The 16,763-nt window shown below is 67.4% G+C and carries 15 protein-coding genes; all 15 read right to left on the bottom strand.

Annotation, left to right across the window (positions count from 1 at the left end):
• Positions 1 to 32 precede the first annotated feature (32 nt).
• Entirely contained in the window at positions 33 to 848 is an 816-nt protein-coding gene (locus tag KF709_14795; GenBank protein ID MBX3175673.1) for a diaminopimelate epimerase, read from the bottom strand.
• Positions 849 to 890: 42 nt separating this feature from the next.
• The gene (locus KF709_14790) at positions 891 to 1,634 is read right to left on the bottom strand and encodes a polyprenol monophosphomannose synthase (protein MBX3175672.1); all 744 of its coding nucleotides are present in this window, start codon (positions 1,632 to 1,634) and stop codon (positions 891 to 893) included.
• Positions 1,635 to 1,647: 13 nt separating this feature from the next.
• Positions 1,648 to 4,095 (bottom strand): hypothetical protein, encoded by a 2,448-nt coding sequence (locus tag KF709_14785; GenBank protein ID MBX3175671.1) that lies wholly within the window; start codon positions 4,093 to 4,095, stop codon positions 1,648 to 1,650.
• The gene (locus KF709_14780) at positions 4,092 to 5,042 is read right to left on the bottom strand and encodes a flippase-like domain-containing protein (GenBank protein MBX3175670.1); all 951 of its coding nucleotides are present in this window, start codon (positions 5,040 to 5,042) and stop codon (positions 4,092 to 4,094) included. Before KF709_14780 ends, KF709_14785 begins: the two co-directional genes overlap by 4 nt.
• Positions 5,043 to 6,209 carry a glycosyltransferase gene (locus KF709_14775; GenBank protein MBX3175669.1) on the bottom strand — a complete coding sequence of 389 codons (1,167 nt, stop codon included), beginning with the start codon at positions 6,207 to 6,209 and terminating at the stop codon, positions 5,043 to 5,045. It abuts the gene before it with no gap.
• Complete coding sequence (locus KF709_14770) at positions 6,206 to 7,183, bottom strand: glycosyltransferase (GenBank protein ID MBX3175668.1); 978 nt, start codon at positions 7,181 to 7,183, stop codon at positions 6,206 to 6,208. The genes KF709_14775 and KF709_14770 overlap by 4 nt, the downstream gene beginning before the upstream one ends.
• A 17-nt stretch (positions 7,184 to 7,200) precedes the next feature.
• Entirely contained in the window at positions 7,201 to 8,679 is a 1,479-nt protein-coding gene (rpoN, locus tag KF709_14765) for an RNA polymerase factor sigma-54 (GenBank protein ID MBX3175667.1), read from the bottom strand.
• 8 nt (positions 8,680 to 8,687) lie between these two features.
• On the bottom strand, positions 8,688 to 9,506 hold the full coding sequence (gene lptB / locus KF709_14760) for an LPS export ABC transporter ATP-binding protein (GenBank protein MBX3175666.1): 819 nt from the start codon (positions 9,504 to 9,506) through the stop codon (positions 8,688 to 8,690).
• A gap of 362 nt (positions 9,507 to 9,868) precedes the next feature.
• On the bottom strand, positions 9,869 to 11,281 hold the full coding sequence (locus KF709_14755; protein ID MBX3175665.1) for a hypothetical protein: 1,413 nt from the start codon (positions 11,279 to 11,281) through the stop codon (positions 9,869 to 9,871).
• The gene (gene lptC, locus KF709_14750) at positions 11,281 to 11,853 is read right to left on the bottom strand and encodes an LPS export ABC transporter periplasmic protein LptC (GenBank protein MBX3175664.1); all 573 of its coding nucleotides are present in this window, start codon (positions 11,851 to 11,853) and stop codon (positions 11,281 to 11,283) included. Before lptC ends, KF709_14755 begins: the two co-directional genes overlap by 1 nt.
• Positions 11,850 to 12,866 (bottom strand): KpsF/GutQ family sugar-phosphate isomerase, encoded by a 1,017-nt coding sequence (locus KF709_14745; protein MBX3175663.1) that lies wholly within the window; start codon positions 12,864 to 12,866, stop codon positions 11,850 to 11,852. The genes lptC and KF709_14745 overlap by 4 nt, the downstream gene beginning before the upstream one ends.
• Complete coding sequence (locus tag KF709_14740) at positions 12,815 to 13,399, bottom strand: HAD hydrolase family protein (protein ID MBX3175662.1); 585 nt, start codon at positions 13,397 to 13,399, stop codon at positions 12,815 to 12,817. The genes KF709_14745 and KF709_14740 overlap by 52 nt, the downstream gene beginning before the upstream one ends.
• A complete protein-coding gene (kdsA, locus tag KF709_14735) occupies positions 13,396 to 14,229 on the bottom strand; it encodes a 3-deoxy-8-phosphooctulonate synthase (protein MBX3175661.1) in 834 nt (277 codons plus the stop codon). The genes KF709_14740 and kdsA overlap by 4 nt, the downstream gene beginning before the upstream one ends.
• Positions 14,229 to 15,899: a CTP synthase gene (locus tag KF709_14730; protein ID MBX3175660.1), complete on the bottom strand. Its 1,671-nt coding sequence runs from the start codon at positions 15,897 to 15,899 to the stop codon at positions 14,229 to 14,231. The genes kdsA and KF709_14730 overlap by 1 nt, the downstream gene beginning before the upstream one ends.
• Positions 15,899 to 16,660: a 3-deoxy-manno-octulosonate cytidylyltransferase gene (gene kdsB / locus KF709_14725; protein ID MBX3175659.1), complete on the bottom strand. Its 762-nt coding sequence runs from the start codon at positions 16,658 to 16,660 to the stop codon at positions 15,899 to 15,901. Before kdsB ends, KF709_14730 begins: the two co-directional genes overlap by 1 nt.
• Positions 16,661 to 16,763: the final 103 nt, after the last annotated feature.

Here is a 16,763-nt window from a genome sequence, read left to right as displayed (position 1 = left end):
GCAATTGCGTCAGTCCGTCCCAGCAGCGGAGTTCAGAGCTCCCGCAACGAGCCCTCGAAGACAATCCGCCCCTCACCCGCCAGCGTCGGCAAGAGCTGGTCGCCGGAGCGTCGGAGCCGCACGCTGAGCATCCGGCCGGACTTGGTCACCAGGTCCGTCTCGTCGCCGGACTCCCCCCAGGCGGCCAGCACGGCCGCGCAGGCCACGGCGCCCGTACCACAGGCCAAGGTCTCGGCTTCGACCCCGCGCTCGTAGGTCCGCATCGCCCAGCGACCGTCGGCGCCTCGCGCCACCCAGTTCACGTTGGCCCCGGCCTTGAGGCTCGAGTGGAACCGCAGCTCGGGACCACGGTCGGCCAACGGAACGCTCTTGAGGTCCGGCGTGCGCACGACGAGGTGCGGAACCCCGGTGTCCGCGAAGCCCATCGCCGACTCCCCGCTCTGCCGGGAGATCCCGGCGTCGGCTCGCAGCCCTTGGACCGGCTGGAGGTCGATCTCGGGGCGGCCCTCTCGAAGGCGCCCGGAAATGACCCCGGCCAGGGTGCCGAACGTCAGCCCTCCGGGCTTGGCGTGGCCGAGCTCGACGGACAGGCGCGTCGCGCAGAGCGAGGCGTTTCCACAGAGCTCGCCGACGCTCCCATCGCGGTTGAAGTAGTCCAGCCTAAAGTCTTCCGTGTCAGAAGCTTGGAAGACCGCGACGCCGTCCGCTCCGACGCCCGTATGGGCGGCACAGACCTCCCGGACGAAACCTGGATCCGAGGCCCGCTTGGCCGCCAGTCGGTCCGCGATTCCGTCCACGAAGACGAAATCGTTTCCGGAGCCGGACATCTTCCAGAACTTGAGGCTCATACTCTCCGATGAATCCACCTAGATGAGCTAGGGTTCGGCGGCTCAGACCCGCCCCGTCAGCGCCCACCAACGCAGGCGCCAGACCATGAAGATGGCCTCGCGCACGATATGCCCGGACATCTTGCTCTCGCCTTCGGTTCGGTCCGCGAAGACGATGGGGATCTCGATCGGCTTGAACCCCTTCTTCGTGGCCCGGAAACTCATCTCGATCTGAAAGGCATAACCGTTCGAGCGCACGTCATCGAGGTTGATGCTTTCCAGCACGCGCCGGTGAAAGCACTTGAAGCCGCCGGTGGCGTCCCAGAGCCTGAGCCCCGTCACGATGCGGGCGTAGATGTTCGCGCCGTAGCTCAGCATGAGGCGGCTCATGGGCCAGTTCACCACCGTGACCTTGCCGTTGAGGTACCTCGAGCCCAGCACGAAGTCCGCCTGCTCCGCCGCCGCCAGGAACTCCGGCAGGTGGTCGGGATCGTGGCTGAAGTCGGCGTCCATCTCGAAGATCAGCTCGTAGTCGCGCGCCAGGGCCCAGCGGAATCCGTCGCGATAGGCGGTGCCGAGTCCCATCTTGCCCGGGCGCCGCAGCAGGTGGATGCGCGGGTTCTCCTTGGCGATGCCGTCGATCAGGTCGCCGGTGCCGTCGGGCGAGTTGTCGTCGACGAAGAGCATCTCGATCCGCGAGTCCTGCTCGAGGACGCGGTCGATCAGCGTGGGGACGTTGGCGCGTTCGTTGTATGTCGGCGTGATGACCAGCGCCTTGACGTTGGCGCTGGCGTGGGCCTTCGGCATTGGGGTGACGCGCCTAGGCATTGGCGGGCTCCGCCGCCGCCGCCGTTCCCTTCTTCCTGTCGACCACCGCGCCGGCGCCGAGCATTGCGAGCGCGAGCCCGAGCACGGCCAGCGTGATGCCCCGCCCCGTATGATACGGCGGCGAATCGAAGCGGAACTCCACCTTCCGCGCGCCCTCTGGCAGTGCCACCGCCATCAGCGAGAGATCCGCGCGCTCGGCCGTCGCCGGCTGGCCATCGACAACAGCGGTCCAGCCGGGATAGAAGTTTTCGCTGACAACGAGCGCGGATCCGGAGGGGGCCGGCGTTTCCAACTCGACCGTGAACGCGCCGGGCTTGTAGCCGGTGGTGCGCGTCTTGATGCCCGTGGGCTGCGGCAGCGAAGTCAGCGGAACGGCCGGCGTGCTGGACTCGTTGGGCAGCAACGCAACGCTTTGGTAGGGGAAGGTCGGCACACGCAGAGCTTCGAGGACCTGCTCATCCGTGAACTTCGCGATGACGGGGGCGACCCAAGCGAAGGGATGCTCGCCCGGCAATTCATGCAACCATACCTGAGTGCCGGCAGCCGTACGAATGGGCCCGACCGGTGTCTTCGCGCCCTCAAGTCCGAGGTCGGCGACGTTTGTATAGAGATACTTGATGTTCATGAGGCCCCAGAACGTCGGGTTGCCCATCTGCCGGTAGCCTTGGTCACTCCCCTTCAACAACTGATATCGACCCAGTTCGTTGCCGTGATAGCCAGTCACGATTCGCACGCCGTGGACCATCAGGCCGTCCAGCGCGAGGTTGGGATCGTGGTAGACCGCACCGTTGTCGAACGGCAGTGTCGCCACCCGCACCGGCTCTGACTCGGCCTTGATGTGCTCGATCGCGGGATCCGACGCATAAATCACGTTTGCCGGCGGCATGAACTTCCAGTACAGCCGCTCGATGCTCCAGAGATCCGCGACCGTGACCGCCGCAAGCAGCCACCCGGCGAGCGTCGGCGTGAGCTTCCTCGTCCCGACGCCGTAAGCAATCGCTATCGTCGCCCCAAGAAACAGCAGCGAGCGCCAGGCGCCCATCACCACCGCGCTCGTATTCGCATCCACGCTGTCCACCTGCTGCGGCAAGGCAATCGTCATCGCCATTTGCTGGAACACGCCCACCGTCGCCAGCAGCGCGATGCCCGCGCCGATGCCGGCACCAACCCCGAGCCACAACCGTGGAATCTCCGCCTTGAGCAACCGCTCCGTGCCGAACGCGGCCAGCACCGCCGCGGCAAACGTCGTCAAGAAGAAGATCGTGCTCGGCGCGCGGAAATACTTGGAGCCCGGCACAAGCGCGTACACGATGCGATAGAACGGCGTGTTCCCACCCAGCGCCCAGAGCATCGACACCACCAGCAGGCCCGTGAAGAACCACAGCAGCTTCCGACGCGAAGCATCGCTGGTGCCACGCAGGAAACTCGCGGCGGCGAGAAACAGCACGCCAGCACCGATGTACTCGGAATGGAAGTGGATGCCGTTGCGGCCCCAATAGTTGTCGAGGATGCCCGTGAACTGCGGCAGGTACGTATTGAACAGCTCCTCGATCGGCATCGAGAACGAGGTCGCATACGAGTAGTCACGCCCACCCGCGCGCGGTGACCAGTCCACGTACTCCATCACCGGCAGGTACTGCACGGCGCCCATCAGCATCCCGAGCGCGACCGCAGCGAGAGCGAAGCCAAGTCGCTTGACGGCCTCGCCGCGCGGGAGCACGGACCCGTCGGAACCGCCGCGCCCGCCTGTGCCGCCAGCGGCCGTGGCACCCACGCCGCCGAACGCCAGCATCAGCGCCCAGGCGCCACTCGCGAGCAACAGGTACTGCAGCAGCTGCGGATGCGGCGAGAGCACCCCGAGTCCGACGATGATCGCCAGCAGCCCCCAGGCGAAGCGCCTGCCATCACGGATTCCCCAGGTCAACACGAGCATCGTCACGGGCAACAGCGCCGAGACGAACAGCTTGCCGTCGTGCCCAGGCGAGACCAGCGAGGCGACCTGCCCGCTCATCATGTACGCAATGCCGCCGACCAAGGCTGCGGCAAAGGACACACCGATGGCGCGCAGGAAGGCGTAGCCCGCCACGCCAGCAAGCATCAGGTGTAGGATCATCCCCCAAGTCATCGCGACGTCGGTGGGGAGGATCATCCGGAGCAGGAACGTCGGATAGAAGATGTCGCCGTGCATCGCGGCGATGTACGGCATGCCGCCCATCAGGTAGGGATTCCACTGCGGGATCCCCTCCCCTGCCCGCAGCGAGGCCGCCGCAAACTCGCGGAACGGATAGCCGGCGATGTACTGGTCGCTGACTGGATTCACCAGGAAGGCGCCACCCAGCGCGGGGTGCGCCAAGGTGAGCGCGGCCAGCACGCAGGCGAGCGTCGCCCAGGCAAAGGCGTATGGCGGGGCGGTATCGGAAGGCGTCGAGGCGGTCGTCACGTCGTGGGCGGAACGGATTCGCGAAGCGTGGCGCGCGACCGAGGCCACGCGAGGAACATCAGGCCGGGCAGGATCTCCAACAGGGTCAACCACAGCCGCGAGGCCAGCACCAACACCGTCGCCTCGGCGGCCGTGCTCAGGCCCGTCCCGACAAGCAGGGCTCCCAGCGACACCTCCCGTACCCCGATGCCGCCAGGGGCAAAGAGGGCCAGGAAGCCCGCCAAGTAGGACAGGGTGAAAACTGCCACGTATGGGCCGGCTTCTCCAGCGCCGGCGCCTGGGATCAGACCGATCGACAGCTCCTGAAAGGCGACGCCGTAGAGGGCCCAGGCCAGTGCGCATCCAAGAAACGCGACAGCGATGGCGGAGACGGGCAGTCTTGGCTCGACGATCTGCCGCTTCGTGAGCCGGCCGAGCAGTCGCAGCGCCGGCGCCAGCGTCCACGGCAGGGAAAGCGTGCCGACAACAAGGAGCACGATGGGCCCCCAGAGCGCCGGGCCCGCAATCCCCAGTAAGCGGTACGTCTCCGCGCCCGTCAGCGCGGCGACGGAGAATCCCGCGAGGATGTTCACCACCGCAATCACCAACGAACTTCCCACGGCCGCCTCAGGCGCGACACCCACACGCTGTGCCATCACACCCATCGCGGCGATCTGCCAGACCTTGCCCGGGAGGTAGCGCCCGAGGTTGGACACGAACCAGATCCGCGCGCCGTCGAGGGCCCCGATTGGCGAGCCCCAAGCCCGCAGCATCGCCTGCCAGGTGGCGATGAGCACCGCGTAGCTCACGAGGACAATGCCGCAGGACCACGCGATGGCTCCCCAAGCCGGGGTCAGTGACGCGGACAATGCGCGCAGCTCGGCCCAGTGGCGAGCGACAAGCCGTGCCGCGAAGCCAAGCACCGCGAGCACGAACAGGGCCTGCGCGACACGCCAGGTCGCGCGCACTCAGTTCCGCTCGCTCAGGACGGCCTCGTAGAGTCCGCGATAGTTCGCGGCAACTGCCGACGGCGAGAAACGATCGACCATCGCGGCGCGTGCCGTCGTGCCATCGGCATCGGAGCGCTCCGGCCGCTCGGCGAATCGCGTCATCGCGTCGGCCATCGCCCGCGTGTCGCCAGTCGGGACCAACACACCGGCCCACTCGTGACTCACGATGTCGGTGAGTCCGCCGCTCTTGTAGGCGATCACCGGCGTCGCGCAGAGCTGCGCCTCGACGGCCACCAGGCCGAGCCCTTCCTCTCGCGAGGGCATCACAACGGCGAGTGAGCGGCGGAAGAGATCCGGAAGCGCTTGGCGTTCAGCCGCCGGATGCCAATGCACACGGTCGGCGACCCCCAGCGCATCTGCCCTCCGGCGCAGCGCGTCGCGCAGCTCGCCCTCACCGACGATGTCCACCGTGCACTGCGGCGCCCAGGACAGCGCCTCGAGCAGGTCGGCCGCACCCTTCTGATCGTTGAGGCGGCCGACAAACAGGAAGCGCCCCGGCAAGCGCGGCGTCTTCTTCGCCGTGAACAGGCCGGTGTCGGCCGGCATCGGCGCCACTTCGATGTTCGCCTTTGGCGCCATCGCACGCGCCTCACCGGCCAACCAGCCCGAGACCGCCGTGACCGCTGCCGAGCGCCGCATCACGCGGCGGAACAGCGGATGCACATACTTCACCTTGCGCGCGAGGCGTACGTCGCTGCCGTGCATCGTCGTGATGACCGGCACCTCGCGGTCGGCGCCGAGCGCCAGCAGGCCCGACGGGAACCACCAGTGTGCGTGCACGAGGTCTGGCGCGACTTCCTCGATGGCCCGCCGCACCGCCATCGTCCCCACGGTCAGCAGTCCAGCCAGTGCCGCCTTTCCGCGCAGGGTGCCCAGCACCTGTTCTGCCATCGTACCCGTGTACGCGAGCGATTCCATTCCACTCGGCGCATAGCGGAAGCGCCTGATCGAGACGCCGTCGAGCGTCTCCTCGCGTGGCAGGCCCGGCGCCGAGGGCGTCAACACGTGGATCTCGCAGCCACCCGCGCGCAATGCCAGCGCGAGGCGATGCAGGAACGATCCCGCGGCGTCCGTGGAGTGGCGGGGATAGTTGTGCGTGACGAACAGGACGCGGGGGCCGCTCATCGGCCGGCGCGATCCCTCGCCGTCGCTTCCTCCAACAACCGCCGCAACTCCCGCTGCTCCGCCCGCGTCACGGCGATCTGCTCGCCAAGCAGTCCCGTGGCGAAGAACACCGAGCCGAGGATGAGGCAGGTCTGGATCAACGTCCATACCCAGCGCAACCCGATACCCTGCGTCAGCAGCACGACCAAAGCCGCCAGCCCGGCGAGCACGCCGAGCGCGAACAACGCGGCGCCGAGCATCCCGAACGCCAGCAACGGCTTCTGCCCGAAGCGCAGCTCGAACCACACCGCCAGCATGTCGAGCACGCCGATGGGAATGCGGCTCAGCCCGAACTTCGACTTCCCCGCGTGCCGCGGATACAACGGCACCGGCACCTCGGCGACCGTGTACCCCTGCGCGTGCGCGAGCACGATCATGTAGCGGTGCCAGTCCGGACGCACCGGCTGGTCAGCCATGATCTCGCGGCGATACGCCTTCACGTTGTTGAGGTCGCGCACAGGAATGTCAAACAGGCTGCGCGAGAGTCCGTTGTAGATGCCCGACACGAAGGCCTTCTCGTACTTGCCCTGCTTGTAGCCCGTGACCATGTCCGACTGCCCATCGAGGATGGGCTGCACGAGCCGTGGGATGTCCTCGGGCCTGAATTGCAGGTCGGCGGGATAGAACACCAGGATGTCGCCGCGCGCCTTGAGGTAGCCCGTGCGCAGGGCGTCGGCGATGCCACGCTGGGCGCGATGCGTGGCGACCTGCAGCCAGGGATACTTCCGCTGCTGCTCGACCAAGACCTGCGCGGTCGCGTCGTCCGAGCCGTCATCCACGACGACGACCTCATAGGGCACGGTCGCCGCGCGCACGATCTCCTCGCACTGGCGCAGGAACTCGGGCAGGTTCTCGGCCTCGTCCTTGGCGGGGACAAGCACGGAGACGCGGGGCGCGGCAGTGGGCTGGGGCGCGGTGAGGGAGGACGCAGTCATCAGGGGGTTCGCAGCGGTCAGAGCCGTTTGCGCATTTGCGCCTTGAGGATGCCGAGGTCCTCGCGATACTTGGCCACGGTGCGGCGCGCGATCTTCACGCCTTCGCGGGCGAGGATCTCGGCCAGCGCCTGGTCGGTCAGCGGATCCTTGGGGTCCTCACCGGCCACCAGTTTGGCGATGGTGTCCTTGATGCCGCGTGCCGACACGTCCTCGCCGTCGGTGCTTTTCAAACCGGACGAGAAGAAGTACTTGAGCGGCAGCACACCGCGCGGCGTCTGCGCGAACTTCTCATTCGTCACGCGCGAGACCGTGGACTCGTGCATGCCGATGGCGTCGGCGACCTCGCGCAGCGTCAGCGGACGCAGGCCCTGCACGCCCTTCTCGAAGAAGTCGCGCTGTCGGTCCACGATGAAGTGCATCACCTTGAGCATGGTCTGGCGGCGCTGCTCGATGGCTTGGATCAGCCACTGCGCCGCACTCAGCCGGCTGGTGATGAACTCCTTGTGCTCGGCGTCGAATTTCTTCTTGTCGCGCGCGATCTCCTGGTACGACTTGCTCAACCGCAGCCGCGGAAGGTTGTGGTCGTTGGTGAAGACCATGTACTCGCCGTCGATCTTCTCGACGATGAGGTCGGGCACCACATAGTTGCCGTCGTTGCCGCTGAAGGCACGGCCAGGCTTGGGGTTCAGCCGCGCGAGCAGGTCAGCCGCGGTCTGCGCCTCTCCGGGCGTGCAGCCGGCCTTCTTGGCGATCTCTGCCCACTTGTGGGCAATGAGTTCGGAGAAGTGGTCGTGCACCATCCGCGCGGCCAGCGTGCCAGTCAGCCCTGCCGCGTCGATCTGCAGCGTGAGGCACTCCTGCAGGTCGCGCGCGGCGATGCCCGACGGATCCAGGCCCTGCATCACGCGCAGCATCCGCTCGGCGTCGGCCATCTTGAACAGCGGTACCTCGCGGGCCTCGCCCGTCGCTTCCGCGGCCTTCGTGATCACCGCATTGATGCCCGCGAGGATGTCCTCCAACGAGGCGGCGAGATAGCCTTCCTCGTTGATGTTGCCGATGAACTCCTCGGCGAGCAGGCGGTCGCGCTCGGAGAGGTCCAGCAGGGCGATCTGGTCGCGCAGGTGGTCGTCGAGGTGGCGGGCGTCCACGGTGACGCGCTCGTAGGGCTCGCGATCGTCTGCCGGCTCGTTCGTGCCGCCGTTGTCGAGGCCGCCGAGCAGGACTTCCTCCCAGCGGGAGTCGTCCTCCCGCTCCTCCTTGGGCAGCGATTCTTCCTGCTCAGGCTCCTGGTCAACCTGCGCCTCGGAGAGCTCGGCGCTGGGGCTCTCGACGATCTCCTCGTCATCCTCCTCGAGCATCTCGAGGAAGGGGTTCTGCAGCAGTTCCTGCTTGAGGTGCTGTTGGAGGTCCAGCAGGGGCATGTACAGCATGTCCATCGCCTGGTACAGGCGTGGGTTGGCCTTGAGCTCCTGACCAAGCCGGACGGACTGCTGCATGCCACCCTTCACGCGGCCTCCGAGAACCTGGCGCGCAAGCGCGCCGTGAGGGTCGGGCCGAAGTAGACCTCGGACACGGTGTCGTCGAAGACGAGGTCCCGCACCGGGCCGGACACCTTTACCGCCCCCTCGAACATAATGTAGGCGCGGTCCACGATGTCCAGCGTCTGCTCCACATTGTGGTCGGAGATGAGCACGCCGATGCCACGGTCCTTGAGCGAGGCCACGATGCCCTGGATGTCGGAGACGGCGATCGGGTCGACGCCCGCGAAGGGCTCGTCGAGCATGATGAACTTGGGCTGCGTGACCAGCGCCCGCGTGATCTCCAGCCGTCGCCGTTCGCCGCCCGAGAGCGCAAAGGCCTTGCTGCGGCGGAGATGCTTGATGCTGAGCTCGTCCAGCAGGCTCTCCAGTCGCTCCTCCCGCTCCTGCCTGGAGATGGGCAGCGTCTCGAGGATGGCGAGGATGTTCTCCTCAACCGACAGCTTGCGAAAGATCGACGGCTCCTGCGAGAGGTAGCCGATGCCGCGCCGCGCGCGTTGGTACATCGGCATGCGCGTGATGGTCTCCCCGTCGAGCAGAATGCTGCCGGCATCGGGTGGGATGAGCCCGGCGATCATATAGAACGTGGTGGTCTTGCCGGCGCCGTTGGGGCCGAGCAGGCCGACGATCTCGCCCTGTCGCAGCTCGAGGGCCACGTTGTTCACTACGTTGCGCTTCTTATAGGTCTTGATGAGGCCGGCGGCGCCGAGCACGCTGCCGCCCTCGATGGGGCCCTTCCGCGCGGGAATCGCCGGATGCTCCGCCGTACCGCGCAGCGCGCTCATCCAACCCGCTCGGTCGGCGGCGATGGCTTCACGCGCCTCGGCGACCGGCCGCAGCAGGCTGCCGTCCTCGAGCGGCTCGGGCAGGCCTTCGATGGCGCCGTTGGCCAGTAGGCGCGGCAGCAGCGTGCGCTCGAGATACTTCCGCACCTCGTCAGAGGAAAGACGACCTGCCTCGGTCTGGATGTCGCGACCTTCCTGCTTGAGCGTCTCGAGATAGTCAGTGCGATAGGCGAGCGCGACCTGGGCGAAGCTCGCGTCGCCGTCGGCGTTGGCCACCTCGGCCATCGCACGCAGGCAAATGGCCGCGGAACGGTCGCCGCCGGTCAGCCGCAGGACCAGCGCGCGGAGTTCAGGGGACTCGCTCACGGGCGCTTCTCCCGTGGTGAGGCGGTGGTGTCCGGTCGGGCCGCCGGCCGGCGCGCCCCGCGCGTGCTGTCCTGCGGCGTCGGCGCCAGCGGTTCAAGAAAGAGCCCCGACGCGTCCGCAGACACCTGCACGCGCGCCATCTCGCCGTCGGTGAAGTCCACGCTGATCTGGCGACCGCGATTGTAGCTCAGGTTGGGTTTGCCACGCACGCCGCCGCTGGGCGCCATCTGATAGAACGCGCGGGCCGAGCCCAAAGCCACCACCTGTCGCATCAAGGTGCGGGCTGCTGCAGTGAGCGAGTCCGTCACCGATTCGAAGTGCGCAATCAAGGTGTCGCCAGTGATCCAGTCACGTTCATCCGTGATGATGTTGGTCGTATCCACGTCGGAGAGGGCGAGGGCGCGGCCCACGGCGTGTAGACGCTCGAGCCGTTGCCCGGGCATCAGGATATCCATCGAGTCCGCCTCGATGTCCTGGTCGGCGCCATCGGCGAGGGCGCGACCGCCCCAGGCATAGACCCGCTCCATCTGCTGCTCCTTGAGGCGCATGTCCAGCGTGTCGGCCGTCAGCACCAGCGAGTCGCTAGTGACCTTCGCCTCGCCACCCGAAAGGACGCGCTCGATCTTGCGGTCGCGCGAGTACATATCAATCTCGACGCCGACGAGCGTGAACGAGCGCTCGCCCTTCCCCACGACCACCGGCTCTCGCAACAGCCGCGCGAACTCCCGCCCGTTGTCGAGATACGCCGAGTCCGAGGTGGCCCGGAGATCACTGCGTTCGATCACCACGCGCCCCGATGCATAGACGACGGAGTCGTTGTACGAGTAGACACGGTTGGCCGTGAGGTCTACCGAATCGGCACTGGTGCCCGGCGCGGCGCCGGTCTCCTCAGGGCTCATGCGCACGAAGGGACGGCCCGTCGCAGTCCAATATGGGTGGACCCGCATACCAGGCTTCGCGCGATAGTAGTCCATCATCGGCCCTTCAAAGCGCGTGCCGGTAGCGGTGCGTCCCTTGACGTTCCCCTCGGCGACGATGCGTTCCTCGCGCGTGTAGTAGAACATCTTGTCCGAGGTGATGGTCACGCGCGGCTCGGTGTAGCGCACGTTGTGGTACAGGATGAGTAAGCCACGCTGCGCGAAATGCTCGGCGCTGTCCGCCAGCAAGCGGTTCCCCTGCCCCTCACAGGTGGCGTCGACGATGCCGCCGACGTAGGTATCGCGACCGCCGGAGGGTGTCGTGACGGAATAGAGCCGCGTGGTGTCGGCGCCGCGGACCACACCCGTGATGACGATCTCGCAGGGCCGGTTGTCCTGTGCCTGCAGTGCGCCCGGCACCGCGCCAGCCGCCATCGCCAACGCCGCGACGCAGGCGCCCCGGGCGAGACGGAAGGCGGACGTTCGCGTCATCAGCGGTCCGAAAGGTTCACGGCGCCACCGCGCCCGCGGTCCAACCGCAGCACACGGATGACATTGAGGTTCGGGTCCGCGCGGAATCCGACGCCACGCATCTCCTTGCCATCGGGCTCGGTCAGCACGAACGCCGAGTCCGAGAGGATCTGGTTGTCGCGCGAGTTGAACACCAACATCGGCGACTTGAGGATGCGGCCGTCCACGGACGTGACGATGACATCGCCCCAGGCCTGCAGGTTCTGCGTGCGCGAGTCGTAGTTGGCGCGTTCCGCCGTGAGCGTCGCGTCCTTGGCGCCCTGGGCGTTGAAGAAGTCGCCCTTCACGACGCGCATCGACAGCCGCGCATTCTGGTCCAGGAACAACGTGGTGTCCGCAAAGACCTCGGCGCGCAGCAGGCCGGCGTCGGTGACCAGGGTGCGCGACCCGAAGGCCACCTGGTCGGCCGAGTCGAGGATGCCGCCAGAGGTGCGGTCGAGCTCGGTCTTGTTGACATCGGAACAGGCGGTGGCAGCGAGAGCCACTGCAAACACCGCCGGCGCGATCGTGGCCACGAGACGTTGCCGACTCACGCGGCCCCCGCGCGCAGCAGGTCGTGCAGGTGCACCACGCCAACCACCTTGTCGGACTCATCGAGCACTGGCAGCGCAATCACGCCCTTGGTTTCCATTAGGTGCACCGCGGCGGACCCCAGCTCATCGGCGCGCGCCGTCTTGGGTGTCTTGGTCATCACATCGACGACCTTCACGGCCATGACGTCGCCGTCACCGGACATCAGCCGGGTCAGGTCGCCGGTGGTGACGACGCCGGCGAGCTTCCCCGCCCCGTCCGTGACCATCGCCAGGCCACGCTGCTGGGCGAGCACGACAATCGCCTCGCGCATTGTGGCGGAGTCCTTGAGCAGCGGCAGGGGGTCGGCAAGCATCACGTCGCGTACCCGCAAAAGCAGCTTTCGGCCGAGGGATCCGCCAGGGTGGAACTTGGCGAAGTCCTCGCGCCGGAATCCCTTCTCCTCGAGCAGGGCCACGGCCAGTGCGTCGCCGAGGGCGAGGGCCAGCGTCGTGCTTGTCGTCGGCGCGAGGTCGTGCGGGCAGGCCTCCTCGCGTACCCAACCGTCGAGTGAGACGGTACAGGTCTTGGCGAGCGTGCTCTCCTTGTTCCCCGTGATGGCGATGCACGGCACGCCGATGCGCGTGAGCTGCTCGAGCAGCGGCAGCAGTTCCTGCGTCTCGCCGCTCTTGGACAGCAGGATGGCCACGTCGCGGTCGCTGACGATGCCCAGGTCGCCGTGCACGCTCTCCGTCGGATGGAGGAAAAACGCAGGCGTGCCCGTGCTGGTCATCGTCGCGGCGATCTTGCGCGCGATCAGCCCCGACTTGCCGATGCCAGCCACGATGACCCGACCGGTGGAGCCTTTGATCAGCCCGACGGCCTTGGCGAACTCGTCGCCGAGCCGAGCGGCGGCGAAGCCGATGGCATCGCGCTCAAGCTCCAGCACGCGCTTGCCGCGCCCGACGATGCGGGTGGAATCACTCACGCGTCCTCCGAACGGCTGGCCACATAGGCCTCGACGCGGGCGTCCCATTCCCCACGGGCGCGCAGCAGGATCTCGCAGAACTCACGCACCGCGCCGGCACCGCCATTACGGCTGAGTTGCAGCGACGCCGCCTTCCGCGCCTCTGGCGAGGCGTTGCCCACGCACACGGGCAGCCCCACCAAGCGCATCACGCCGAGGTCCGGGAGGTCGTCACCCACAAAGGCGACGTCGGACCAATCGACGCCGCGGCGCTCCAGCATCTTGCGCAGTGCAGGAACCTTCCGCGCCTGCTTGTCCTGCACGAGCTCATCGACCGCGAGCTCCCTGGCCCGCAGCGCGACCGACTCCGACTCGCGGCCCGTGATGATGGCCGTCAGGATGCCCGCCATCTGCAGCATCTTGATGCCGAGTCCGTCCTGGATGTCGTACTTCTTGAGCTCCACGCGGGCGCCGGCGTTGTCGCCGAGGATGATGCCGCCGTCGGTGAGCACGCCGTCCACGTCGAAGCAGACGAGCTTGATGCGCTGCGCCGTGGCCGCATCGAGCCCGCCGGTGGCCTGGGGTGAGGCGCCAAGGATCACGGGCGGCCCAGCTCCCAGATGGCCACGGCCTTGTGCACCAGCGCGTCGAGCTGGTCGAGCGGGATCATGTTGGGGCCGTCGCTCGGCGCACGGTCAGGTTCCGGGTGCGTCTCGAGGAACAGTCCGTCGGCACCCGCGGCCACCGCGGCCTTCACCAGCGCCGGGATGTGCTCGCGCAGTCCGCCCGAGGATCCCGCCTCGCCCTTCCCCGGCTGCTGCACGGAGTGCGTGCCATCGAAGATCACCGGACACTCACAGGCCGCACGCATGCGCGAGAAGCTGCGCATATCGACCACGAGATCACCGTAGCCAAAGAAGGTGCCGCGCTCGGTGACCGCCACGTCGCAGCTGCCCTCTCGGAACACCTGCTCGCGTGGGTACGACACGCGGATCTTGCGCACCGCGCCCGCCATGCCTTCGGGATGCATCCACTGACCGCGCTTCACGTTCACCGGCTTGCCCGTAGCACCGGCGGCCTCCAACAGGTCGGTCTGGCGGCACAGGAACGCGGGGATCTGCAGCACGTCCACGGCCTGCGCCGCGGCGGCGCACTGCTCCGGGAGATGTACATCGGTCAGCACCGGCAATCCCGTGCGCTCGCGCACGCGCTCCAGCGCGCGCAGGCCCTCTTCCATTCCCGGCCCGCGAAACGCACCGGCGTTGGAGCGATTCGCCTTGTCAAAGCTGGCCTTGAAGATGATTCCACCCGGGAGCTGTCGCGCCAGCTCGGCGAGATGATCGCCGATCCGGAACAACAGCTCGTCGGACTCGATCACGCAGGGCCCGGCAATCATGAACAGCCGGTCCGTCGGGAACGTCGCGTGCTGCATCAATTGGCCTCGGCCAACTCGGCTCGGGCGCGCTTCCGCTCCGGCGAGTGTGCCGCGTGCTGCGCGCTGGCGGCGACGAAGCCCGAGAAGAGCGGGTGCGGCCGCGTCGGCCGCGACTTCAACTCAGGGTGGAACTGACAGGCCACGAAGTGCGGGTGGTCCACCAATTCGATCATCTCGACGAGCGAACCGTCAGGCGAGAGTCCGGAGAGGCGCATTCCCGCCTGCTGGAACTGCTCGCGGTACTGGTTGCTCACCTCGTAGCGGTGGCGGTGCCGCTCGCTGATCTCCGGCTGGCCGTAGATCTCCGCCGCGCGCGAGCCAGGCTTGAGGCGGCAGGCGTAGGCACCGAGGCGCATCGTGCCGCCCATGTCCTTCACGTTCTGCTGGCTCTCGAGCAGCGAGATGACGGGGTTCGAGCACTCGGGCGCGAACTCGCTGGAGTTGGAGTCGTCGAGGTTGCACACGTTGCGCGCGAACTCGATGATGGCCACCTGCATGCCGAGGCAGATGCCGAAGAACGGCGTGTGGGACTCACGCGCCGCCTTGATGGCCTCGACCATTCCCTCCACGCCGCGCACGCCGAAGCCGCCAGGCACGAGCAGGCCGTCGAAGCCCTTCACCAGTTCCTTCGCGCGGGCAGCGTCCGTGAACAGGTCGCTGGAGGTCCAGGCAATCTCCACGCCCACGTCGTTGGCGATCCCGCCGTGGATCAGCGCCTCCTGCACGCTCTTGTACGAGTCGGCATAGTCGGTGTACTTGCCCACCACGCCGATGCGCACCTTGCGCTGCGGGGCAATCACGCGCTGCACCATCGCCGTCCACTTCGTCATGTCCGGCGCCGGCGTCTCCAGCCCGAGCTTGCGGCAGACAAGGTCATCCAGCGCCTGCTCGCGGAAGCTGAGCGGGATCTGGTAGATGGTCTTCACGTCGCGGCTCTCGACCACCGCGCCGAACTCGACGTTGCAGAACAGCGCGATCTTGCGCTTCACGTCCTCGGCCAGCGGGCGCTCCGTGCGGCAGATCAGCACGTCGGGCTGGATACCGATCTCCATCAGGTCACGGACCGAGTGTTGCGTCGGCTTCGTCTTCACCTCGCCCGCGGCGGCGATGAAGGGCACCAGCGTCAGGTGCACGAAGAGCGTGTTCTCGCGGCCCACGTCGTGGCGGAACTGGCGGATGGCCTCCAGGAACGGCAGCGACTCGATGTCACCAACCGTACCGCCGATCTCCACGAGGACCACGTCGTTCTCCGGCGCCACGCGGCGCACGGCGCTCTTGATCTCGTCCGTGATGTGCGGGATGACCTGCACCGTGGAGCCGAGGTACTCGCCGCGGCGTTCCTTGGTGATGACGTTCGAGTAGATGCGGCCGGTGGTGATGTTGTTGGCCTGCGTCAGCGAGCGGTCGAGGAAGCGCTCATAGTGCCCAAGATCCAGGTCCGTCTCGGCGCCGTCGTCGGTGACGAACACCTCGCCGTGCTGGAAGGGCGACATCGTGCCCGGGTCCACGTTGAGGTACGGGTCCAGCTTCATCATCGTGACGCGCAGCCCGCGCTCGACGAGCAGTCGGCCGAGCGAGGCGGCCGCGATGCCCTTGCCGAGCGACGAGACGACGCCGCCGGTGACGAAGATGTACTTGGTGGTGCCGTGGGGCGTGGACGGGGTCATCAGGCAATACCGGCAGTGAGGGACGCCCAATGGGCGTTGGCTCGGATGAGATCTTCTTCGGTGTTCACTTCGCCCCAGGACGGGGCGTCGACGATCGCCACGCCCATCGCCAGGCCGGCGGCGAGGGCGCGGAGTTGCTCGAGCTTCTCGACGAGTTCCAGCGGGTGCGGCGGCAACGAGACCCAGCGCTCGAGTGCCGCGCGGCGGGCGGCGTAGATGCCCATGTGCTGGAAGACCAGCGAATCGCGCAGCGGCTCGTCGGCGGCGTCGCGCAGGAACGGGATCGGCGCGCGTGAGAAGTACATCGCGCGGCCGTCATCGCTGCGCACGACCTTCACGCAGTTGGGGTCGGCCATGATCTGGGCGCCGCGCTTCCCTGCCGCGGTGCCGAGGTCGAAGCCGTGCTCGCGCACCATGGCGATGGCGCCAGCCATGGCATCGCCACGCATGAAGGGCTCGTCGCCCTGCACGTTTACGATGACGTCGTGCTTCGCGAAGTCCGGGTGGCGGGCGACCTCAGCTACGCGGTCCGTGCCAGATGGGTGGGCGTCTGAGGTGATCAGGGCCTCGCCGCCCGCCTTGAAGACGATGTCGGCGACTTCCTCCGCCTCGGTCGCCACCACCACACGGTCGGCGAGATTTAGGGACTTCACGCGCTCGAGCACACGGACCACCAGGGGAGCGCCGCCGAGGTCGCGGAGAGGCTTTCGGGGGAGCCTTGTGGCCCCGAGTCGCGCGGGGATAACGGCCAGGGTGCTCACGTCAGCACCGTCCGGCGGGCGGGCGCGGATGCAAAATCCACGCCAGCGAAATCTATGGTGGGGCGGAAACGGAACAAGAGGGCATCACAAATGTTTGTGACAC

Source organism: Gemmatimonadaceae bacterium (assembly GCA_019637445.1).
GTDB lineage: Bacteria > Gemmatimonadota > Gemmatimonadetes > Gemmatimonadales > Gemmatimonadaceae > Pseudogemmatithrix.
The sequence above is the reverse complement of the archived record's forward strand: the minus strand, read 5'-3'. Positions and strand labels throughout refer to the sequence as shown.